We start from the raw sequence: 22,826 nt of genomic DNA, 5'->3' as shown, positions 1-22,826 counted from the left end.
CGTTTAGATTTTACGTCTTAGTTTATCACTGTATTGAGTTATTGCTGGGCTCTGGAGCCAAGATCGAGTTCGAAGTCGTAGAAATACATGACGACTCCTTCCTGATCGGGGAAGTGGTCTGTTTTCGCTCGCATTTCTTCAGGAAGTTCTGCCAGGATGAGGAGCCGAGCTGTGCCGTCGGGTAATTTTAACTGGATTGGATCGACACTCTCGGTCAATCCGAACGAACTTCCGACAAGTAAACGATTCATCACTTTGTATCGCAACAGTCCAATGAGTTTTTCGTCCTCTTCTTCATCTCCGGTGGATTGAAGATTCCACGCATTCCATGTGTTAAAACCGAAGGAATAGGGACGGTACAAGTACGTTTCCAGATCGGTCGGTTTTTTGCCTGTCGCCAAAGTGAGAGTTGGCGAAGTGACATCTAACTCGTAGATGGTGCCGTTGTAAATGACGAATGCCTGCAATGGGTCTTGAGAGATTGCTTCGGAGATATCGATGGAGATCGATAATAGTCGCAGCCCGGAAATTGAATGGGTGAGCAAGACCGGTTGTCCGAAATCGGTCGTCACGCGTGTCCGATAATGGAACGTCTGCCGAGAGTCCGGCGGCATCTTTGCGCTCGCCCAGCAGTCGGTGCCAGTGAGCATGTTGACGTCAGCTGCCTCGACCTCCTGTGCCGTTGTCAGGCTTCCACCTGTCCCAGCGAATTCGACATCGAATTCGCCTGCAAACACGTTTGCCAGTGTTGACCAACCGGTGACATCGAATGCTCCGTCACCCAAAGTCCTGGCAACTGCAACCGTCCGGATCCGACTGCGGACACCTCCTCCGACTTTTCCGAGCAAGGCAAAGACCAGCGAGAAGAGCAGCGCCGAACTTAAGAAGACGATGTAAAACGTTCGGACCGCTCTCTGTTCCGTTCCAATCTGGAAACATGTCGGAAACAACAGAAAAAGGTACGCAATGACTGCGGGGTAAATGAGCCACCACTTTCGCTGAAACTTTGAGAATTCGATCAGCTCTCGAAAGATATCGGCGTTCTTCGTCCAGACCGATTGGGATACCTCCATGGCCTGCGCTAAGACTGGCGTTTGTTGTCGCTCTAATTTCTCTTTTAGGATTTGTTGTTTTTTATCTGTGAGTTCTTCATTGAAGAGCTGAGTGCGTGCCTCCTCAAGTGAGAATTCATCTGCGGTGAGTGGAATCCTCTGAACCGTGCCTTGGCCAATTTGGAAGAAGTCCTCCTGTCGATTGAGAAAATCCATCGCTTTCGGGAAGACGGGATAAGTTCGGTCAGGGCCAAAGAGGATGTAAATTCGACCTCCTGAGTAAAGCCAGTCTCTTAATGCTCGAATCCTCGCACCTTGCCAGAACGGAGGGCTGTCGAGAATGAGACCCCGAAGCCCATCGAGTGCGGCAATCGTGGTCGGAAAACGATCTTCCGACATTCGCTTCAAGACGCTACTGCCTTGCTGCACACCGTCTGTATCGTAAACGAGAAGTGTCGCGCGCTCTCCTTCGACGACGGGAGGAAAGTCAACGGAATGATTCTTGTCGGGTCCCCATGAGAGAGACCAGTCTTCAACGTCGTTCGGGACGTAAACAACCATCTGCACCCAGCGAGTTTCTTCTCCCTGCAATGTCACGGGTTGTACATAAGTTCCGCCGAAGACGTGTTCCCTCTGGCGGATCGTTCTCTGAAGCTTGAGTTCTCCCTGCCAGGGATTTGGCCCGAGATTGTGGACCTGAAACGTGACGGGGATGAAATGATCGAGAAGAACCCGACCATCGAAACCCCACTGAACTTCGGAAACCGTGATCAGATTCGGATCGGAATTCTGAGCATAAGTGAAGCAGGGAGACAAGAAGATCGTCAGTGCAGCGACGAGGCTCAGGACAAAAGTGTGAAGAGCCTGCTGATCGTTCCCGCGCACTCGCATGGACGTTGACACAAAGTGAGTTTTGAGATCCGATCGATTTGCTGGTTTGAGCATCACTTCTGGGACTCGTCGGAAAACTGTTTGCGATTCAATGAGCGATTCGGAAAACTGCTTGCACTTCCACTTCTCGGGGCACTTCTAAAATCCTTCGACGAGGTTTCCGTCGTTTCGGTTGCCGAGATTCTGGAAGACTTGCTGGTCGATTCGTCCGGTGAGAAACTTCACTGCTCCGTCTGCGAAACAGAAATGGGCGCCATCTGTGTGGCTGCTCAAGAACCCTCCGACAATGAGATCCGGATCGACGGCTTCAGCGTCTTCTTCGACTTCAGTGTCTGAAGGTGCTTCTTCTGGCAGACCATAATAGCTTCCTCGATTGAGCTTACGGAAAGCTTGTACTTCGTCAGGGCGATTGACTCCTGATGTGTTTCGAAGTGTCGCTCTTGTCCCCAATGCCCAGGTACTACTCGCGAGAACTTCTCCAAGCAGAATTGTGGCTCGGCGGCCGTCATTGATGTCACGAAAACGAACGCGACTGTTCAGGTAAAGCGTCCCATTGTTATCTGTATCGATCGGAGCTTCCGTGTCGTGATGACAGCCAGCGTAGGCGTGGCTCGATGAAGTGGAACTCGGACAAACGAAGATCGAAGGAACTCGAGAGACCGGCTCCAGATTCGCTGGGTCGTCCACGGGCCGGGTGAAATCGAGCTTATCGTACGTCAGACGCTCTTCGAGATACGGCAAGATTTGAGCAATCCAACTGAAGAGATAACCCGGCTGGCCGTCTCGTACAGGTCCTGTCCAGTTGACGGACCCGGGAGGCAGCGTGTCATGTGTTTGGTGGTAGCTGTGCAGCGCGAGCCCGAGTTGCATGAGGTTATGTTTGCACTGGGTTCGTCGAGCTGTTTCCCGAGCCTGTTGCACTGCAGGGAGCAGGAGTGCAATGAGAATGGCGATGATGGCAATCACGACCAGCAACTCGATTGCGGTGAAACCGCGGCGTCTGGTTCGATTTCGATGCATCACATTGACTCCTTTGTCTGACTCTCTGACTGGTGCTGTGATTCGACCGGTCCAAGTGGGACGACGATCGAACTGCTTATTCCGCGAGACGGGCCAACTGAAACGGGATATCTGGCGGTAACTTTTGCCTCAATTTTTCCATCGTTCTGCGTGACCGTTGATGTTACGAGGCCCTTTTCACCGAGAACCTCAATGTCCCACTTGTCGTGGGAAAGAACTTCCTGATCAAGCTTTTCAACTTTGATTCGGTCCACTGCTGCTTCGGCAATGAGCTGCGCCTGAAGCATGTCGCGCCGCTGAATAAATCGTTGTTGGCGAAGAACGGTCGTCCGAATCATGGAGAGTGAAAATGACGAGCACAGGATGAGAGCGATAATCGCAATGACGAGCGCAGCACCGCGGCGGTGGCTCTGAATGGATCGACGAACTTTGTGGGAATGTGTATTCATTCAACGGTCTCGCTGACGTTCTCGTTTGAAACCTCAGAAGACTCGGAGGTCTGGCTGAAAGGCCGGTTTCTGCGGCCAAGCGAGGTGGAAATCGTCCATGGGCGATCGAAGACTTTGTGGCGAAAGCTGTCTGTTTCCTTTTCGGGAACGCAGGAGAACAAAACTCGATCCGGCTGGACTTCGAATGCAATGGTTGTCTCTGGAAACTGGAACGTCTCGTAAGCGGTCCCTCCGGGGCGTGGAGCGACTCGGCGAACGGAGTTGTCCTTCCGAATGACGTACTGGATCGCTTCACCGTTGGGGGAGAAAAGTTGAATCCCGTGGTCAATCGGTTCTGCGGTCTCTGATGATTCAACATCGGTCCGCAATCGATCTTCGAATCTCTGGGCCGTGTATTCGGTCTGCGTCTGTGTTTGGAGCTGATTGCCCATGCTGATGAGGCGGGAAATCAGCTTGGCCCCCACGATTCCGATTGTTGAAGTCATCGTGACGATGAGCAACGTCTCCACGAGAGTCCAGCCGTGTCGACTCCGGTGGGCGCATGTCGTGGTTTGTTTCTTTGAGTTGATCATCATTCGCTTTTCTCCCATTTCCAGAATGAGAGGGCGACGGGGCGGACAGTCTCTTGTTCGAAGTTCTTCCAAACGATCGAGACCGTCACGCGACTGGCCTGGCTGCCATCCTCCTGGTCGGTCGTCACCTGCAGTTCTGGATCAGTGAGCGTGGCTTTCAGGCTCTCGGGAATCTCTGGTGTCCAGTTCGGATCATTTCGCATTTCATCAACAATCTGACGAACACATCGAAGCGCTGCTTCGCTGTCGGACAGGTTCCGATTCACAACAGAAATCTGTGCGAGGAACTGGGCGATCAGACTCATGACGACAGCCAGGAGAAGTGCGGAAACGATAAGCTCGACCATGAGCGATCCCGTTCGCGATTGTTCAGTTTGTGTTCGATATCTGTTGGTCATGAAAGGTCGTTGAGAAGCTTGATGAGCGGGAGAAACATCGCAACACAGAAGAACGCGACAAAGTTTGCAAGGATGATGATTGTCAACGGACGGATGATCTCCGCGAACAGACGCATTCGATTGAATCGGGTTTGCTCGATGGCCTGAGCAATCGATGACATTGCCCACTGGAGATGGCCGATCTTTTCAGAATTCTGAAGAGCGAGTGACTCACGGACATTGAGAAATCGCTCTTCCTGGAGGATTTCCCCAATCTGTTCACCAGAATTCAATCGTTGCTGCATACGTTCATATCTTCGTGCACGTGGGAAAGATGGTGAAGAATCAGCGAGGGATTTCAATACGGGTTGCATTGGAGCACCTTGCTGAATGACGTACGCGAATCGTTTCAACAGCGACGGAGCTTCGATTCTCGGGATTAAATTAATGACCCAGTCCGGAAGTCGATCGCTCGATTCATTGAACATCCAAAGGATGCCCAACGGAATCAGAAACGGAGCAATCAGCAGCGGACTCGCCAGAAACCAGTATTGGAAGAGCCAGTCGGAAACGTGCGTCAGTTGAAGAGTTGCCGCCGGAAGTTCAATCCCAAAGTCTTCAAAGATCTGCTTGTATTTCGGAACGATAAACACCATGACAAAAAAGTTGACCATGAGCGTGACCATGATCACAACCCAGGAATAAATCATCGTGCTGATGACCGGCGTTCCCATGCTGCGACGTTCAAGCATCCGGGAGTGTTCAAACGCGAGTTGCGGAAGGACGGTTTTCAGTTGTCCCGTCGATTCTGCGGTTTCAATTGCCCCGAGAAATTCCTGCGGAATCAGGTCTCGCTGGACCTTCAATGCTGAGTGAAGTGGCGTTCCATCGTGAAGATCGAATGCGAGGTTTTCAAGCCGTTTAAGAAACCGATCGTAACGTCTTGCGCTAATGAACAATGGGATTCCAATCGGAAAGCAAAAGAAGATCGTCGCGATGGTGGCAACCGAGCGGAGGATCGGCCGCCGTGGTCTCATGGCAATCACAAGCTCATCGACTTCGACTCCGAGATTCAGATCGTTCCGAACTCCGACCGCCAGCGACCAGAGCAATTGATTCTGGCGGACTCTCCCCGGATGTGAGGAAAAGACAAAGATGACAATCGGGATGAGTCCAATCGTCGCAGCAAACAGAATCGCAGGGAGTGCGAGTGGAAGAAGCACAAGCAGGATCGCAAACGCTGTCGCAGTCGTTTCCGTCTGATCACGTTCCACAACTTGGAGAAACGTGTCGTTCGAACTTCGTGAATCGTCTGTGTTTGGCCCTTCTTCATCAAAGTCGAGTTGAAACTTTGAGATTTGCCAGGTCTTCCAGGCTGTGATTCCGCAAAGCGAGGCAATCAAACCTCGAACCAGAACGACGCTGGTCGATGAGAAATTGAGAGAGGCTTTAAATAGCTCCTGAAGGGCAAGGTAAGCCATAATCCCAGTATAGGCGGCCAATAGAATTGCAACCGCTCCCAGGAGTTGACGGCTTCTCTCTCTCGTCTCTGGGTCCAGACCGGCAGTTCTCTGATGATTGAATCGCAACATCATCAGCGCCGTTCCGGGGATCACGAGTAGAAGAAAAATCGGTTCCATGAGGCGTTCAGTCCGTGGTTAACTCAGTGCATTCAGGAGGTTAATTAAAGGCATAAACAGGGCTATTATTGTAATTCCAACGAAAGCCCCGATTCCGAAAATTGTCAGTGGCTCGATGATGACGGCAATCTGATTCGTCAAACCGCGAGACTGAGATGCAAAGACCGAGGCCAGCGACTTCAGTCCGTCAGAATATGTCTCAGGGTCCTTGGCCCATCGAAACGAATTCGCCAAGGAATGATGGATTCCGCTTGTGGAGCGGGCCAGCTCGTCACACGTTTCTCCGGACTCAACTCTCTTGGCAAGCCGACCAGCCATCTTGGCGAGGTACTGGTCCTTGAGTGAGAGCGATGTGATTCGAAGCGCTTCTTCAAGAGGCAAACGGCAATCGACAAGTATCGACATGCGGGAGCAGAATTCTGACGAAGCTGCCATTTTTTGAGCTTTCCCAATGAGCGGGAGCGACTGAAAGAGCTTCGATCGAAAAGCTTTAAACGGGAGATACCTGTTTAAGACGACCAAGAGTCCCAGCAGAATGCACCCCAAAGCAAGCAGTGGCCAGAATGTGGAAGCGAATTCTGCGAGGAGAAGGATCACCAGCGTGAGTGCCGAAAGCTCCAGCCCGAAGTCGGAAAAGATCACGGAAAAATCGGGGATCACCACGCCGAAAAAGATGACCATGATCACCATTGCGACGACAAACATGGTGAACGGGTACAGAAGACTCGCGTAAAACGATCTCCAGACAGATGTTAAGGATTGATGACAAGTCAGGTATTCTTCCAACAGTTGAGGGAGCTTGCCGGTGTGAACTCCTGCTGAGACGACAGCGGCGAGATCCTTCGGGAGATCGCGATTCTTTGCAAGCAGGTCGTCGAGTGACTTTCCCGAACGAATCTGTTCGGACAGACGAATCAGAGCGCGCCGATCACGGGAAGAGGGCATCTCTTCAGCGACCGCCCGAAGCCCAACAGAAATCGAGTACGGCGAAAGCGGCTTGCGCGGTCGTTCCTCGTGCTGTTCAGGTTCCATGTTCAGTGATGGAGGTTCCACTCAGTGCTCCAGAAGTTCGCTAAGAAGTGAATATCGCTTGTTGGGAATTGAATGTTGTGACTTGGATCTTGTGAAAAGTGTTGAGATCTGTGTGTCGCAGTCAGTGAAATCATTCAGTCATTCCATGAAGTGTTTCACGTCGATCGATAATTTTCGTTTCGGTGCAGAGCCAAAGTTAAAAGGGAATGTATTTAGGAGTTAGAATTGGCCGAGGCGAAGCCACAGGTCAACCATTGGGCCGAAAACGCTTAACACATACACCAGCGTGACGCCTCCTCCGATGGCAACAACCAAGATCACCGGGATGATTTTGGAGAACCAGCGGGCATTGGACTCTGCTCGCTTCTGGTAAAACTCCGCAGCTTCAGCCAGTGCAGTCGGCAGTTGTGAGTCTTCACTTCCGGTGACGATCAGCCATTTCAGAAAGTCGGGAAACTCAGCGCTTTTCTCAATCGCGACTTCGACCGATTCACCGGATTCCACCGCAGTCGCCAGTTGAACACAGTCGGATTGAAGTCGAGGACTTCCGGAAGCGTCACCGGATAGTTTCAGTGCGTCGGACAAGGGGACATTGTGTGAACACAAAAGCGACAGCAAGTGGGCGAAGTGGCTGATTTGAAAACTCCGCTGGACTCTTCGGACTCCAGGAAGCAACATCGAACGTGCCCCGGAACCGCTTCGATCACCCGCCAGCCACCAGATTGCACCAAAGAGCAAAGCAACGGCTGCCCAGAGGAAATAACGGGATTCAATCTGGACGTGTTGAGACCAGGACAGCCACCACGGGATCTCCAGATGCAGATCTTGATAAGTGGCGAGCAGTTGAGGGAGCAGTCCGCTGATGAGAATTCCGAGTAGCGCAACTGCGACAATGACGACAGTCATCGGATACACGATGCCCAGGCGAACGGTGCGCCGCATCTGATCCAGGGTGCTGGTCATTTGACTGACGTCTTCCAGAACTTTCTCACTTTCCCCGCAATACAAACCGGCAACGACCACCGCTCGAAATTCGGCGGGGATTGATTCTTCATCTTCGAAAGCCGCTGAGACCGTCGCTCCATTTTCGAGACGTTCGGAGAGGCGTTTCGCGACCGGGTCCAGTTGCTTGGTCAGACCAACGGCTGAGTTTCTCAATCCGAGATTCAAGGGGACACCGGATGAGATCATGGCCTGAATCTCACGAATGAGTGCGCGGATTTCATCCGGCCGCAGACGCTGTGTCGAGGAAGACTGTGTCATACGTAACATTCAGGTGGTGCCTTCAGGTGACCAACCGGGAAAAGCATTCTTGAGAAAGAACGCTCTCGGTCATGATGAAGTACGCGCCTGGTGAACGCAACGTTGGCGACAATCCCGATTTTTATGAAGATCGAGAAGGGGGAGCTGCGACGTTCGGGCGATAGAGCTGTTCGATCAATCCTTTTCTGGAAACAACCCCGAACGTTTTTCCATTCTGTCTGATCACACCGCTGTGTGACTGGAAGCATTGCAGATGGTGGAGAACCTCAAGCTTACTGCTCTTGGCGTCGAAGACCGGCATGATATGAATGATCGGGCGAACACGCGTCTGAAGCATCAACTCTGAAACGACGACGTACCCGTACCAGTCTTCAGGATCGTTCTTGCGATGGACGGCGACTGTCGAAATTCCGAACTGATGAGCGAACTTCAGGATTTCGTCTTTGGTCGCGGTCTCGGAGACTCCAAGGATCCGGGTCGCTGGGGTGACGGACCCTGTCACCGGTTGTGGAGCCAGTTGCAGTAGTCCGCCCGAAAGGCGACTTTGAACGTCGGTCAGGACTCCTTCTTCGTGTCCGTGTCTCATGAGCTGGACGAGTCGACTGCGTCCGAGGACAAACTCGACCGCCTGGGGGCTCTGTTTACTCAACCGTTCAATCGTCCTTGTCAGCAAGACAAGGGGGTACGTCACGACAAAAAGAAGGCGAAAAATGTACTTGAAGTATCGAATGTCTCTTCGAAGCAAATGCATCGGGGCGAGATAGTAGAGACTCTTCGGAAGGAGTTCTCCGAAAAGAAAGATGATCGGCGACACGAGAATGGTGATCAAGACTTCAAATCGCTCGCTCGCCGCTCCCATGAACGCAAGCGAGAGAAATCCGATCGCTGCCGTTGTTACGTAGTTGGCAACATTGTTCCCGATGAGACAGGTTGCAACGAAATAGGCTGGGTTTCTACTGAACCACAGCAGAGTCGTCGCTGCTTTGTCACCGGTCTGGGAATCGATGTTCAGACGCGGGATGCTGAGCCGATAGAAGCCGGTTTCTGTTCCGCTGAAGAATGCAGAAAGGCGAAGCCCGACGATCAGCAAGAGTGTCGCTAAGATGACTTCCAACCAGTCGGGCACAGATCGTCAGCCTCCAGGGTGCTGTGATGTCAGTGTTCTACAACGCCAATGAACAGTATTGGCAGCCAACAGTATCGCCAATGGGGAGTCCAAAAGACTCCCCGAAACTCGATGAGGCATCGTCTTCAAGCCTTTCGTCCCAATGAGAATTTCCGCAGCTGGAGTCAATTGAATTTTTTCTCCAACCAACGGTTCTCTCAGCTACGAACGGAATGCTCGTTGAAGTTCCTCGAGTGACGTCTTGCCTTCGCTGACGAGACGAAGCCCGTCGGACTGGAAGGACTGAACCGCTTGTTTTCTTGCCAGTTCACGCAACTCAGCAGTCGACGCTCCTTTCAGGATGAGCTTCTTAAACTCGTCCGTGATCGCGATTGCTTCAATGAGACCGATTCGACCTCGAAAACCAATTCCGCCGCAATTTTCACAAGTCTCTTCGTCGTCATCTTCTGCATCCGGGCGAGGGGCTCGGTAGAGCACTTTGGTGTCAGCAGGAAGTTTGACGCGCTCGAGAAGTTTCGGATTCGGACGATAAGCCTGACGGCATTTCGGACAGAGCAATCGAACGAGCCGAGGACTCACGACGAGCTTCAGGTTTTGGGCCAGGAGTTTCGGTTGTTCGACCAACGTATTGAGTCGGGCAATCCCATCGGCGGCATCTTTGGCAGGCATTTCTGTGATGATTGCCTGGTTTTCCGACATCTCAAGGATCGTGCGGGCAGCTTCCTTACTGCGAATCGGGTCAACATACAGAATGTCGATGTCAGCACGTTGAGTCCGGCGGATCGCGGTTTCGAGGTCTTCCTCTTCGTTTGACTCAAATATTTGAACGTGTGGGATATCGCGTCCCTGATGATCGGCGATCGATCCAATCGAGAGAAGGTAAGCGTCATTTCCCCGCAACGTCGCGATGGTCGTCGTCGTGACCCCTGACATTGGAGGGCCCACTGAGAGCATCAAGCCGGTTTTCTTTTTGCCGAGCTCACGGATTGTCGATTGGAGCTGCTCGCTGAAACCGAGTTCCTTCGGAGTTTCGAGCCGATTCTTCAGGTTCTCGGCTCTCAGCGTCATGATCTCGCCGGATGCCGACGGAGTGATGTCGATCCGAACTTCATGCGGAACTTCTTCGAATTCCGCGTTAATTCCCCCTGATTGAGGGGCGGATCGTTCGTTGATATCGAGTCCGGCAAGCAACTTCACCATCTGAACGATGGCGTTCGCCGCTTTCGGAGGCATTTTTGCCGCTGGGTAGGGAATTCCATCGACGAAGAATGTGACCCCGGCGAACTTCGGTTTTGGATCAATCCGGATCATCTCCGCACGGCGTGCAAGAGCTTCCGAAATCATCTTCTTGGCCGGAATGAGTCCCGCCTGAACGAGTCTCGCGTTCGCAGACAAATCCGGAGTGACGCCGTTCAGTGCCCCACGAAAAAGGATAAAGTCGAGATTGTCATCATCGTCATCATCCTCGTCATCGTCTTTATCTCGTCCACCCTTACCGAATCCGAAAATCACTTTGTCTGACTCCAATACTTTTCGGAGAATCAGTTTCTCCGAGGCTGGCGGGCAAATCGTTAGTGCATTGTGACATGCAGGAAATGAATTGCAATCGAGTGGAACTCGGAGACAGTCTCCAAAAATTCGACTCGACCGATTCGGTCCGTCCGCTTCCAATCGCTCCGACCTGATGAATTGCCATTCCCGCAGCTGATGCTCGAAGTCTTTGTTCAACATCCAGCGATGCCGAATTCTTCGGACATCACGATTGAACTGACTCGATCGTCAGTGACGATTCATCAACAACAATTCAACATCTGGTCGAGAGCAAATGTCGGGACCTTAGAGCAAGTTGCTCTTTCCTGTGCACTCGCTTGAACTTTTTCATCAGGTAGAAGGCTGAGTGTGCTCGTGCGAGTGAGTGCAAACCAAATCAGAAAATGCTCAAGTATTGCATTATTGCTTATTCTGAAAGATTTCGTCGAGAAAAAGCTGCATCTGATCCCACGATCTCGAATCGGCCAGTGGATCGTACTTCAGGTTCTCAATTCCGAACGATCCCGCATTCGGATTCGTGAAAGCGTGTCGAGCGCCTCCATACGAAATCAATTGGTAGTCGGCATTCACTTTCTGCATGGCAGCTTCAAACTCTTGAACTGATTCCGGAGGAACGAAGCTGTCCGATGCGCCGTGACAGACAAGAACACTGGCATCGATCGTGTCTGACTCCGATGGAGTGACCAACGCGCCATGAAAGCTGACAACACCTCGGACAGGAGCATCAGCGTATGCGAGTTGGAGAACGGTTGATCCTCCGAAACAATATCCAATCGCTGCGATTTTGGATTGATCCACCATCGGCTGAGCTTTCAGAATGTCGAGACCGGCAATTGCGCGGGAACGCCAGGCTTCGCTGTTCGAGCGAATTTGAGACGACCACTCTCCAGCTTGCTGAGGGTGTTCTGTGATCTGCCCTTTTCCATACATGTCTAATGCAAACGCGATATATCCGAGTTCCGCGAGTTGACGGGCACGATTCTCTGCGTAGTCATTCAAGCCCCACCATTCATGCACAACAAGAATTCCGGGACGAGCAGCATCGGAGGAATCGTCCCAAGCGAGGACTCCTTCGAGTTGGGCTCCGTTCTCTTCGTAAGCAATCCGACGAGTTTGGACTTCGGCATTCAAGGTAGAGCAGAATCCTGCCAAGATAACGACGAGGCTAAGCACACGATCTGTCAGTTTCATTTCGAACTTCCTTTGGATGCGAACTTCGCGCAGGGACAACTCGCAAATGATCTATGGAACGTTGTGTGTTGGAATGGTGAAATGAATCCACCTCTTCAATTTCGTGATCCGTAGGAACTCGAGCGAACACGACCACGAATGACGTTCAACTCTTGAGTTCGGGCTACGGACTGGAAACTGGTCCAACGGATTTGATGAAAGCGTTCGTCTGACCATTTTGGTCGCTGAGAGAGTTCACTTCAAGAATGAGTGCACAGACTTTGTCGTGAGCGGGGATCGTTTTTCGAATCGCTTAACCGATGGCTCGACAAAGGAACGCTTTCAGATAGGACGTTTCTGGACAACTCGAAATTACAGGATGGTCCGGTGCCTGTCCGAATTCCTGAAGGATTTGAACGGGACGGGCAACTTCAAGGCTGGACTGGGCGATGATTTCAAAGAAGTCGGTCACCGAAACATGTCCGGAACAGCTGCACGTGAGGAGAAACCCGCCCGGTTGCAAAAGTTGAATCGCGAGACTGTTCAGACGAATGTACGCTTTCACCGCCCTCTTCAGACCGCCACGAGTCCGGGCAAGCTTGGGAGGATCAAGAATGACGAGATCGAATTTTATGCCTTGTTCGACCAACTCCGCCATTCCGTCGAAAGCGTCGGACCGCTGAAAGGTGACCTTGTTCGCGAGTCCGTTCTCCTCGGCGTTCGTCTGAGCCAATTCCAATGCCGAGGCAGAAGAGTCGATTGCAAGAACGGATTCGCACTTGGGATTGGAAGCAGCATTCAATGCGAAGCTGCCTGTATACGTGCAGACATCGAGAACGTGCGCCCCGGCAGCGAGATTGTGAATGGCTCGTCGATTCTCGCGTTGATCGAAATAAAATCCAGTCTTCTGTCCTTCGATGAGGTCCACATGAAATCGAAGCGAGTTTTCTTCGATGGTCATGCGGCGAGGAGGTTCTTCTCCCTGGATCAATCCGTCCTCGATATCGAGTCCTTCGAGTGTCTTGATCCCCTTCTCCGTTCGGAGCCAGATTCCTCGAGGCGAAACTTCCTCCTGAAGAGCATTGACGATTTCTGTTTTATGGCTCTCCAGAGCTGCGCTCGTCCATTGCAGGATCAGCCAGTCATTGAATCGATCGACGGTCAACCCGGACAGCCTGTCGGATTCGCTGAAAACGAGTCGGCAGGTCTTCTCGGTCGGGGTGTCTCCGAAGAGTTTCTTGCGAAGCTGAAGTGCATCATGAATTCGAGCTTTCCAGAATGATGCGTCAAGCGGTGTTGATTCGTCCCAGCTATAGAGACGAATGCGAATCTTGCTGTTGGGATTGATCAGTCCCCGGGCGATGAATTGTCCGTCGTTGGCACGGACGATGACTTCATCTCCAGTTGACACAGATCCGGAAATCTTCTGGATCGCGGAGTCGTAGACCCAAGGGTGTTGACAGAAAAATGGGAGCGCTTTGCGAGGCTTTAATGTCGCGACGGGAGGCGTCGAAGGGTCGTTCATCGAAGATTCAATTCGTTGGAGATGCAGAATCCGCTCAGGTTATCGACCCGTGAGTCAGAATGTCATCCTGATCACATCCAGAACGTCGATGATCAGGAGTTTTGTTGAAAATCGATCAGGTGTGCCGGGGAAAGGAACTTCCGCTTCCCAGAATGACCTTGCCCAAATTTCCCGCCATTCCATAGATTCCGGGTTGTAGACGTTTTTTCCGCAGTTATTGCCGGAATGATCCGGTGCTCAATTGCGGCCATGAATTTTTTTCGAATGGCAGGGATGCCGATGATTCGCTGGAAAAATCAAGCGACGATTCAAAAAGTCAGTCCATGGATCTCACGATTTGTGGTGGGATGGGCCATTGGAACCTTGTTGGTTCTTCTCGTCGGAAGGCTGTGGATCAGATTCGGGTCCACCTGGGAGACGACGCTTGGAATCTTCGCGGCGCTGCCAGCCACAGCATTATTCTTACGGCTACAGTTCCTGAAAACTCCGCAACGCAGCGATTTGGGGCGAAGCTTGGGGCTGTGGGCGGTCGCAAGTTGGGTTTTCCTGCAACCATGGGTTTCCTCCGGCATCGACACCTTTTTGAGCTCTGTCGACGTTGAAACGGTTTCGCATCCGTTTTGGGGACCGTTTACTCTCGTTGCCATTGCCGCGTGTTCCGTCTTTCCGGCGATCGCCGGGACGGGACTGGTTCTTACTGGTGATCGATCGTCGAACCGGGGGATTCTGGCGGGCGTCGCGTTCGCTGGAGTGATTAGTCCGATGGCGATCGGGTTTCCCGGTGGCTGGGGGCTTCCTGTTTGGGGGGCAGCGGTCGTTTGTATGGCTTCAGGAGCGTTGTTGCTGCGACGTCCAACGCATGAAAGTCACGCCCCGGAAAGTTCACAAGAAGATCAAAACGTTATCCCGACGGAATCGGCTCTCAATTGGGAGTCCGTGCTGCTCTGCTTTGCCTGCGGGGGAGCCATTTCCATTGGACATTTCCTGGGGCACCAGGTCATCGTTCCGAATCTGATTACTGAGTTCAGTTTGTTCTCGGGATTATTGATCGGTGCGCTTCTCCCATCGATTCCGAAAAGCGGACGCTGGATGACGCTCGCGATTTGGGCGAGTCTGGTCGTTCTTGGATATCCGTGGTTCGTTTGGACAGCTTTTCAGTCAACGGCATATCTTTCCACTCCGTTCATCCTGTTCCTTGCAAGAGCGGGATTGATCATGGGACTTTCAATTCCCGTCGGATGGGTTCTGTCGAGCGCTGCTTCGGATGATGAGTCCGCAGTACATGGTCCTTCAATGTTGTGGTTTCTTTGCGCAGCATGGTTGGGATCTTTGTTTGCCTTCTCGAACGGGTTGACCAGTTCAGCGAATCTGCTTCTCGTTCTGGCAACTGCCACAATTTTGGGACTTCGACAGGCATTTGCCTTTGGAGCACTTCAGAGAAGAGTGTCCCTTCAAACTGCAGGGGCAGCGTTCACTCTGCTGCTCGCAATTGGAGCAGTCTTCCTCAATTCCCGATTCAATACCGCCGTGGCGGAAAAGACTCTGTTCTCGGGGAATTCGTATCTTGCAGCCCGCAGCGGTGTGCCTTTCGAACAACTCGCCTGGCTGGACGACGGACGTCTCGTCAACGAGTGGGAAACGCTTCAGGGGCGCACAAGTTTGTGGAAACATCGTGGCGAACAGTTAGTAACACGCACGAACGGAATTCCATCGGGGCTTTATTCACTTGAACCGGAACGCTGTCCGCATAGTGCGGCGGAAGTTTGCCCTGTCTGGTTTCCGCTGGTCATGCATCCAGCTGCTGAAGATGTCCTCATCCTGGGATTGCACCAAACGTCGATGCAGACATGTGAGTACTTCCCCTTGATGTCTGTGACGGTCGTCACCAATGACGCTCATGACGGACAGCTGCAGAAGACGATTGAGTCGGGAATCTTTTCGGAAGATCGATACCAGTTCTTGAGTGCGAATTTGTTGCAGGCCGTTCGGACTCAGCACACTCGTGAATACGATGTCATCGTTTGTCCCAACAGCGTCATCGCGAACACACAAGGAACGGCACTTCTCACGGAAGAATGTTTCGCCAACGCACGTCGTCATCTCGCCGACGGTGGTTTCTATTGCCAGCGACTTTCTTACTACGACATCGGTCCTGAGACCGTCACCAGCGTTCTGCAAACATTTCGATCTGTGTTTCCGAATCTCCTTGTCACAGAAACTGTTCCCGGAGAACTTTTGTTGATCGGAACGCAATCTGATCAGCCACTCGTTACAGAACAGGTGCTGGAGCGTGTGCAGTCATCGCACTCAAGACGCGTTCTGGCTGGCATGGCGTGGGATTGGGCCATTGCAGCGACGCGAGGAACACTGGATGCGAACGCGCTGGACGCCATGATGTCGTCAAAGGCTTCGTCGAATGATGTCGACTGGCCGATTGCGTCGTTCGATTTGCCGTGGGAGATTGCCCGCTGGAACGACAAGATGAATCAGTCGCGTCAACTCCTCGCGAAACATGGTCAACTCTTCAGCGGAAGGATCGATGATCCCGCAATCGCAACAGAGATTTCACAGCGTCTGGAAGATCTTCGGCTGGCGCAGAAAGTCGTCGATACACAACCGGACAATGTCTGGGGATATCGTGCGGCCATCAAGCAAAAACTCTCTGACCGACCTCGATCAAAATTCATGCAGGTTGCTCATGGAGGGTTGAAGAACCAATTGCATCCGGAAGATCAAAAACGCAAAGACTATCTGGTGACCTTGGGGCGATTGACCAAAGAAACCGAGTTGTCCACCGAAGATGTCGACACGTTGATCGAGCATACTCATCCGTTTGATCCACTCGTCTCCCCGTTCGCCCGAAACGAAGCGATTCAACTCTTGAAACGCGTCTCAGAAGAACAAACCGACACGAGAAGATTCGACTATCTGTTGCACTCGATTTACTTCTCTTCCCCTCGAGACCGATCCGTTCGAAACGTTTGCGATACGATTTCGCTCGTGACTGACGAAAATGGCGAAACGCTCACTCCGTCCGAACAATGGGATCACCTGAATGGTCTCCTCGACGTCCTTCGAATGCGCTGGCAGACTCGTTGGCAAGCGACCGATGGAAGTCAGGAAGACTACGAACTCGTTGACACGGAACGTTGCCTCGACGCGATCGATTCCGCAATGGAAACGATGGAAGAATTGCGAGTTGAAGCGAACGTTCGTCAGGGCGACTGGGAGAATCGTCGGGCCTTTCTGGAGTCAAGTTTGGTGGAACCGCTCCAGCAATATCGCAGTCAGCAGATGCAGCAGGTTCGATACGCTCGACCTGTCGCAGCACCTCAACCGAATGCGCCATCAACCTCTTCTGAGATCGAAAAGTAATTCGCTGCGGGGGGCGTTGGATCAACTCGGAACCAAACCTGATTTGGCGAAGAGTTGAACGCTGCCTCTGCGAATTGATGAAGCGGTCAAACACCTTCGGTCGCTTGGTCGTCTAGGCAGCTTTCGGAATCGATGGTCTGACGCAGTTCGGTCTCGAAGCGGGTCTGTCATGAAGAAATATGACGCAGCGCGACAAGACAAGTGAAGCGGGCGATGTGTGATTCGGGAGCATTCATCTTTTCGAGAGTGAATCATCGACGTAGGATTTCACCATGAAATGTTCCATCCGATCCGCCCGCTGCGTTGCGCTGTCGTTCTCGTTGATTGCGATTCATCTGCTGGGAGCCCAGGCAGTCGCAAAGGATGATCGACTGCAAAGGCTCTTCGCGAGATTCGAAGCGATTCACTCCGATTTCGCTGAAGAGATGGAATCAATCGCTGAATTCTGTGAGCAGAACAGCTACTTAACTGACGCTGAACGAATTCATCATCGAGCCCGCTATTCGCAGCGGTCAGCTTTGGACCTTCGTGAACTTCCGGAGCAGCTCACTCCTCCGCTTCCGCGAGATCTCGATCCGGTTCATAAGCAATGGCGAATCCGGCTTCGTGCGGCGGAAAAAGATCATGCCATTCAGCTGTACCGTCTCGCCCGGGAAGCCATTGAAGCTCGGCATCCGAGTTTGGCATACCAACTCATTCGACACGTCTTGTACTTCGATCCCGATCACCGGTACGCGAGAGAGTTGCTGGGATACGTTCAGGATGACGATCACTGGACGACACCTTTCGCACGTCGCATGAAGTTGAAAGGGTTCGTCGATCATCCGGATTTCGGCTGGATCGCCAAAGAGCATGTCAGTCGCTATGAAAACGGAGAACGGCTCTTCAAAGGCAAGTGGATTAGTGCCGAGCGAGAGAAGATTCTGAGAAGCGACTTCAAGAACGCCTGGGAGATCGAGACTGAGAACTTTCTCATCCAAACGAATCATTCACTTGAGCGGGGCGTCGAACTGGGACGGAACCTTGAAATGTTCCATCAGTTCTTCATGGAACAATTCACCGCGATCTTCAGCACTCCCCAGCAGATGCAGCGACTGTTTAACGGGGCTGCCTCTCCATCGAGAGTTCGGCGGAATCCGCATCGCATCGCGTACTTTCGAAACAAGGACGAGTTCATCAGGGAACTCAAGACGATCGAAAGCCGGATCGAAATCGCAAACGGGTTTTATCTTCCACGGACTCGAACGGCTTACTTCTTTCATGTTGACGATCCGGAAGCGAAGGAAAGCAACATCGAAACCATGTTCCATGAAGTGACTCACCAGTTGCTGGGCGAAAGCAGTTCCAAAACCATCGAAGTGGGTGAGTACTATCACTTCTGGGTCATCGAAGGATTTCCGTGTTACATGGAATCCTTTGAAACCATTGTGGACACGACCGAAACTTTGGACTCGAGTGCGAGTGCGAAATCGTTCTCGATTGGCGATCCGGAACACCCCCGAATATACTGGGCGAAGAAGAAAGCTCTCGAAGAGCTGTATTACATTCCCATGAGACGATTCATGGTGATGGGCAAACGCGAGTTCATGCGCCCTGATGACAACGATGTCCTTCACGCTTATTACAGTCAGGCGACAGGGTTGTGCCACTTCTTTTTGCACTACGAAGGGGGAATCTACCGCGACGCGTTTATGGAGTATCTGTCACAGATTTACAGCCCGGATGATCGAGTTCGCCTCAATACGAAAACGATGGAACAGCTCCTGGGAATCCCTTTCGAAACACTCGATCGACAATATCTCGAATACCTCAAGACTCTGTAGCGAGACGCGTATTGATTTCTGCTCGTGCGATCGGGAGATCTGTCGCAGCCGAAGACAAAAGAGAGTTTACGATTCGGCGACTTCGAGATACGGGTCGAGCCCCATTTGCCGAAATTTCTTCTTCTGATCTTTGTCAAACTTGAGCAACTGTTTCCGCAGGTGAACGTGCCGCTTCTCAAGGTTGCCTTGGAGCGACTCAAACCGGCGAACCCAGCTGGAGGACAGCTCTCCGTTTGAATTTGGGTTCGCTCTGCGCTTCAGTGATTGCAGCTGCGATGGTCTCATCACTCGCAACAGTTCGTCATCCAATGATAGAAAGAACTGATAGCTTCCGGGGTCGCCCTGTCTTGCAGATCGTCCGATCAGCTGGCGGTCAATTCTCTTGGAGCTGTGCATCTCGGTCGCGATGACATGCAGCCCACCTGCCTTTCGGACTTCTTCTGACAGCAGAATGTCCGTTCCTCGACCTGCCATGTTCGTTGCAATCGTAATTCTTCCCCGCTGTCCTGCCTGCTTGACGATTTCCGCTTCCTGATCGTGATAGAGTGCGTTGAGCACGGTGTGCGGAAGATTCTCTTCCTTCATTTTGATCGACAATGCATGGGAAGCTTCGACAGAAGGCGTTCCGATGAGAACAGCACGACCGCCCATGATGTGCGTTTTGACTTCGGCAATAACGGCATCGAACTTCGACGACTGATCAACGAAGACACGCGTTGGGCTGCCGGTCCGAATACAGGGTCGGTTGGTGGGAATGACGGAGACTTTAAGATTGTAGACACGCTTGAATTCGCTCCGCGCCTGCAACGCAGTTCCTGTCATTCCTGCCAGATGTTCGTAGTGGCGGAAGAGTGCTTGAATCGTGATTCGAGCCGCTGCCCCGGTCGATTCCGTGAGGTCGAGCCGCTCCTTCGCTTCGACCGCTTGATGTAATCCTTCCTGCCACTTTCGTCCTTCCATCTTCCGACCGGTCCCTTCATCGACGATCACGATTTCTCCATCATCAATGACATAGTCCCGGTCTTTTTCGAAAGCGAGTTCGGCTGTGAGTGCTTTCTCGATGTGCTGGTAAATCTGCTCAGTATCAATTGTGTCCAACAGAACGGGTTTTGACATGAGAGTGACGTGACGACATCCACTCTCGGTGAGGAAGACGGTTCGCTTTCGCTGATCGAACAGAAAGTCTCGATTGATCTCAAGATTTCTGATCGCGGTGCGACACCATCGATAGAGGCTGATGACAGCATCTTTGTTTTTTTCCTGAACTCCGATGATTAACGGCGTCCGTGCTTCGTCAATCAGGATGCTGTCCGCTTCGTCAATCATTGCGAAGTAGTGGCCGCGTTGGACCGGCATTGAAGACTCAGTCTCTTCGGTGAAGATCTTCCGACTCGAAAGTAAACCGGAGTCCGCTCCCTTCTTGATTCGATCTCGAAGGAAATCGAATCCCATTTCGCTCGCGGTTCCGTAGGTGATGTCGCGCGCATACATTTCGAGTCGTTCAGAGTCGCTCATGTCTTGCGTGACGCATCCCGTCGTCAGCCCAAGCTGTTGGTAGACCTGTCCCATTTCTTCAGCGTCACGAGCGGCGAGGTAATCGTTGGCTGTGACGACATGGACTCCCTTCCCGACGAAAGCACGCAGGGCGACCGGCAAAACCGCGGTGAGTGTTTTCCCTTCACCGGTTTGCATTTCGGCGATGTGCCCTTCAAAGATCGCCTGTGCCCCCATGATCTGAACTTCGTAGTGGCGTTTTCCGAGCGCACGGTGCGATGCTTCGATCGTGAGTGCGAAAGCTTCTGGAAGAATCTGAGAGAGTGAAACTCCCGACCGGGCCTTCCATTTCATCTCACGAGCAAAGGTTGCCAATTCTTCAGAACTGAGGCTCTGTAGCGCTTCCGACCTTCGAATGATCAGGCGGGCTTGCTTTCTCCAGTAGGCGAGGCGGTCCAACAAAGCGTCTCACGATCCATTCGTTGTCTGCGACTTGAGTGTTTTTCGGGTTCGTGACGAAATAATGCACGAAAAACGAAGTCGAATACTGAGTGTCTGTATATTTGAAAATCAGTGATTTGTGGTTTGAGAGTATCGTATCCCGTCGAACTCAGCCTGCAAGAGGACCTGAATCACGGACGATCCAAATGAAAAGAGCCACTCTGCGAAGACAGAGTGACTCTTTCAGCATGATGTTTGTCGCTCTCAGCGAGTGCGATTCCAGCTGTCTCGCCAGAACGTTCTACTCGACGTAAACATCCCAGGTGTCGAGGTCGCCGAAACCGTTGTCAAACAGCGAAGCTTGGCGAAGGAGGAGGAGTCCGTAGCTGTCGAAACCGACAGTCTCCTGATACACGGCCAAACCGTACTCGCCGTTGAACTCTGAAACGATCTTTTTCACAGAAGCGTTGAGGGTTCCCTCATCTTCTTCTTCGAGTTTGACGCCATTCTCAGCATTGTCGAATGCCTGAACTTTCTTGAAGTCGGCGAAGAAGTCCCCTTCACCAGTTTCGGTGAAATCAATGCCATCTTTTCCGTTTTGGCTTGCGTCAACGTTTCTGACTTTCGCGAAGAAATCTCCGAAGTCAGCTTCTTCGATCGCGATTCCTTCCTCGTTGGCGTTCCCGAATGTCAAGACATTCTTGAAGTCGACGTAGACGTCTCCGTCTTGCTCTTCGTCAAGTTTGACGCCTTCGTCATTGTTCCAGCTTGCGTCGATCTTTTTGAGCATCAACTCGACGTCGCCTTCGCCTTCTTCATCCAGATCAAGACCTTCATCGTAGTTATAGCTCAGGCTCGTCTTCATGATCGAAGCATAAATTCCACCATCCCCAGCTTCGTCGATGTCGAGACCGTCATCGAGATCGGCTTCGTTGTAGAACCCGTTGTCGTCAAACGTGGAATTCTTGACAGTCAAGTAAACGCTTCCATCCCCTCGCTCGTCGAGTTCCAGTCCATCGCCACCGTTTCCATCGATTCGGGAGTTTTTGATCTCAGCGGAGATATTCCCTGCTCCGCCCTCGTCGACGCGCACTCCGTCATAGTCGAGATCGCCGATTCCGTTGTTGAAGAAGTTACTTTTGTTCAGCTTTAACTCAATGCTCGCATCGGAGTCTTCAAGCTGATCAGCGATGTGCAGTCCGAACAGGTCGCTGTCCAGAACGGTAAGGTTCTTTCCTTCAAACGATACAGTCCCTTCCGCGTCTGCCGAAATCGGAACGTAGATTCCGTTCAATCCGCCGATCAATGTCATCTTCTGCAGACTCAGATCTGCATTCCCTGTCGACTCAAACAGATTGAACTGTCCGATGTCTTCTCCGACTGTCTGAAGCGTAACGTTCTTGCCATCAATCTTGAGATCCTGAGCCCCAGTGAATTCGACGGTCGATTCGAGATTCACGAGATCAACGGAACTCTTGAACTTGATTTTCGTGATTGAAGAATCGGCGTTGGCCTGCTCAATGGCATCGCGAAACGACCCTTCCCCACTATCTGCAGAGGAAGTCACCATGACGGCCGACAAAAGTGTTCGCGATTCAAGGCTTTCAGTTTCGAAAACTGATTGAACCATTCGGCGTGAGGTTGACGGACGATTGAATGACAGGTTCTGAAGCATGAACTTCCTCGTTTGTTTGAGTGGATAGAGAATTGATTGCGAATGCGGAAGACTGTCTCCTTTGGGTAGTCAAGATGGTTTGAGAAAAGAAATTGTGATGACTGTAGGAATTCTTCGTTAAATGATGGTTCGTCCGATCGAACCGGGGCCGCGAAATGGGGGCGACGAGCGACCTGGTCGTCATTGAGTTCGTTGCGTAACTACCAGTTCGGTTAGGGTTTAGGGGACGGACGAGGGCCTGAAGTTGAGTGAGCCAACGTTCACAATCACTGTCTGCCCGCCCGGAAACGAGACTCTCTATGTTGTGCAGTTTTCCTGTTTCCTGTAACCGGATTAACGCGCACGTCCGG

16 protein-coding genes are annotated in these 22,826 nt (G+C 52.0%); 2 read left to right on the top strand and 14 right to left on the bottom strand.

Annotated features, from left to right (window positions below; translation table 11 throughout):
* Positions 1–38 precede the first annotated feature (38 nt).
* From KOR42_RS17805 to KOR42_RS17750, 12 genes are all read right to left on the bottom strand, one after another.
* Positions 39–1,997 (bottom strand): hypothetical protein, encoded by a 1,959-nt coding sequence (locus KOR42_RS17805; protein WP_146511200.1) that lies wholly within the window; start codon positions 1,995–1,997, stop codon positions 39–41.
* Positions 1,998–2,081: 84 nt separating this feature from the next.
* A complete protein-coding gene (locus KOR42_RS17800; RefSeq protein WP_146511199.1) occupies positions 2,082–2,963 on the bottom strand; it encodes a DUF1559 domain-containing protein in 882 nt (293 codons plus the stop codon).
* The gene (locus KOR42_RS17795) at positions 2,963–3,412 is read right to left on the bottom strand and encodes a hypothetical protein (RefSeq protein ID WP_146511198.1); all 450 of its coding nucleotides are present in this window, start codon (positions 3,410–3,412) and stop codon (positions 2,963–2,965) included. Before KOR42_RS17795 ends, KOR42_RS17800 begins: the two co-directional genes overlap by 1 nt.
* Positions 3,409–3,987, bottom strand: coding sequence for a hypothetical protein (locus tag KOR42_RS17790; protein WP_146511197.1), 579 nt, complete (start codon positions 3,985–3,987; stop codon positions 3,409–3,411). Before KOR42_RS17790 ends, KOR42_RS17795 begins: the two co-directional genes overlap by 4 nt.
* Positions 3,984–4,331, bottom strand: coding sequence for a hypothetical protein (locus tag KOR42_RS17785; protein ID WP_146511196.1), 348 nt, complete (start codon positions 4,329–4,331; stop codon positions 3,984–3,986). Before KOR42_RS17785 ends, KOR42_RS17790 begins: the two co-directional genes overlap by 4 nt.
* A 47-nt stretch (positions 4,332–4,378) precedes the next feature.
* On the bottom strand, positions 4,379–6,001 hold the full coding sequence (locus KOR42_RS17780; RefSeq protein ID WP_146511195.1) for a type II secretion system F family protein: 1,623 nt from the start codon (positions 5,999–6,001) through the stop codon (positions 4,379–4,381).
* Positions 6,002–6,019: 18 nt separating this feature from the next.
* Positions 6,020–7,054, bottom strand: a complete 1,035-nt coding sequence (locus tag KOR42_RS17775) for a type II secretion system F family protein (RefSeq protein WP_146511194.1) — start codon at positions 7,052–7,054, stop codon at positions 6,020–6,022.
* 198 nt (positions 7,055–7,252) lie between these two features.
* Positions 7,253–8,305 (bottom strand): type II secretion system F family protein, encoded by a 1,053-nt coding sequence (locus KOR42_RS17770; RefSeq protein WP_146511193.1) that lies wholly within the window; start codon positions 8,303–8,305, stop codon positions 7,253–7,255.
* Between the two features lie 112 nt (positions 8,306–8,417).
* Positions 8,418–9,422 (bottom strand): CNNM domain-containing protein, encoded by a 1,005-nt coding sequence (locus KOR42_RS17765; RefSeq protein WP_146511192.1) that lies wholly within the window; start codon positions 9,420–9,422, stop codon positions 8,418–8,420.
* A gap of 201 nt (positions 9,423–9,623) precedes the next feature.
* Entirely contained in the window at positions 9,624–10,934 is a 1,311-nt protein-coding gene (locus KOR42_RS17760; protein ID WP_197441310.1) for a GspE/PulE family protein, read from the bottom strand.
* 438 nt (positions 10,935–11,372) lie between these two features.
* The gene (locus tag KOR42_RS17755; RefSeq protein WP_146511190.1) at positions 11,373–12,164 is read right to left on the bottom strand and encodes a dienelactone hydrolase family protein; all 792 of its coding nucleotides are present in this window, start codon (positions 12,162–12,164) and stop codon (positions 11,373–11,375) included.
* A gap of 292 nt (positions 12,165–12,456) precedes the next feature.
* Positions 12,457–13,668 carry a class I SAM-dependent rRNA methyltransferase gene (locus KOR42_RS17750; RefSeq protein ID WP_146511189.1) on the bottom strand — a complete coding sequence of 404 codons (1,212 nt, stop codon included), beginning with the start codon at positions 13,666–13,668 and terminating at the stop codon, positions 12,457–12,459.
* A 279-nt stretch (positions 13,669–13,947) separates the two neighbouring features.
* On the opposite strand from KOR42_RS17750, the gene KOR42_RS17745 reads away from it, so the two are divergent.
* Both KOR42_RS17745 and KOR42_RS17740 read left to right on the top strand, forming a co-directional pair.
* The gene (locus tag KOR42_RS17745) at positions 13,948–17,043 is read left to right on the top strand and encodes an MFS transporter (protein WP_146511188.1); all 3,096 of its coding nucleotides are present in this window, start codon (positions 13,948–13,950) and stop codon (positions 17,041–17,043) included.
* A 272-nt stretch (positions 17,044–17,315) separates the two neighbouring features.
* Positions 17,316–18,866 (top strand): hypothetical protein, encoded by a 1,551-nt coding sequence (locus KOR42_RS17740; RefSeq protein WP_146511187.1) that lies wholly within the window; start codon positions 17,316–17,318, stop codon positions 18,864–18,866.
* Between the two features lie 66 nt (positions 18,867–18,932).
* Here KOR42_RS17740 and KOR42_RS17735 read toward each other — a convergent pair whose 3' ends face one another.
* The gene (locus KOR42_RS17735; protein ID WP_231740986.1) at positions 18,933–20,819 is read right to left on the bottom strand and encodes a preprotein translocase subunit SecA; all 1,887 of its coding nucleotides are present in this window, start codon (positions 20,817–20,819) and stop codon (positions 18,933–18,935) included.
* A gap of 283 nt (positions 20,820–21,102) precedes the next feature.
* Positions 21,103–22,476, bottom strand: coding sequence for a hypothetical protein (locus tag KOR42_RS17730; RefSeq protein ID WP_146511185.1), 1,374 nt, complete (start codon positions 22,474–22,476; stop codon positions 21,103–21,105).
* Between the last annotated feature and the right edge of the window lie 350 nt (positions 22,477–22,826).

The sequence above is a fragment of the Thalassoglobus neptunius genome (genome assembly GCF_007859735.1).
Lineage (GTDB): Bacteria > Planctomycetota > Planctomycetia > Planctomycetales > Planctomycetaceae > Thalassoglobus > Thalassoglobus neptunius.
This window is presented reverse-complemented; position numbering and strand designations above follow the sequence as displayed.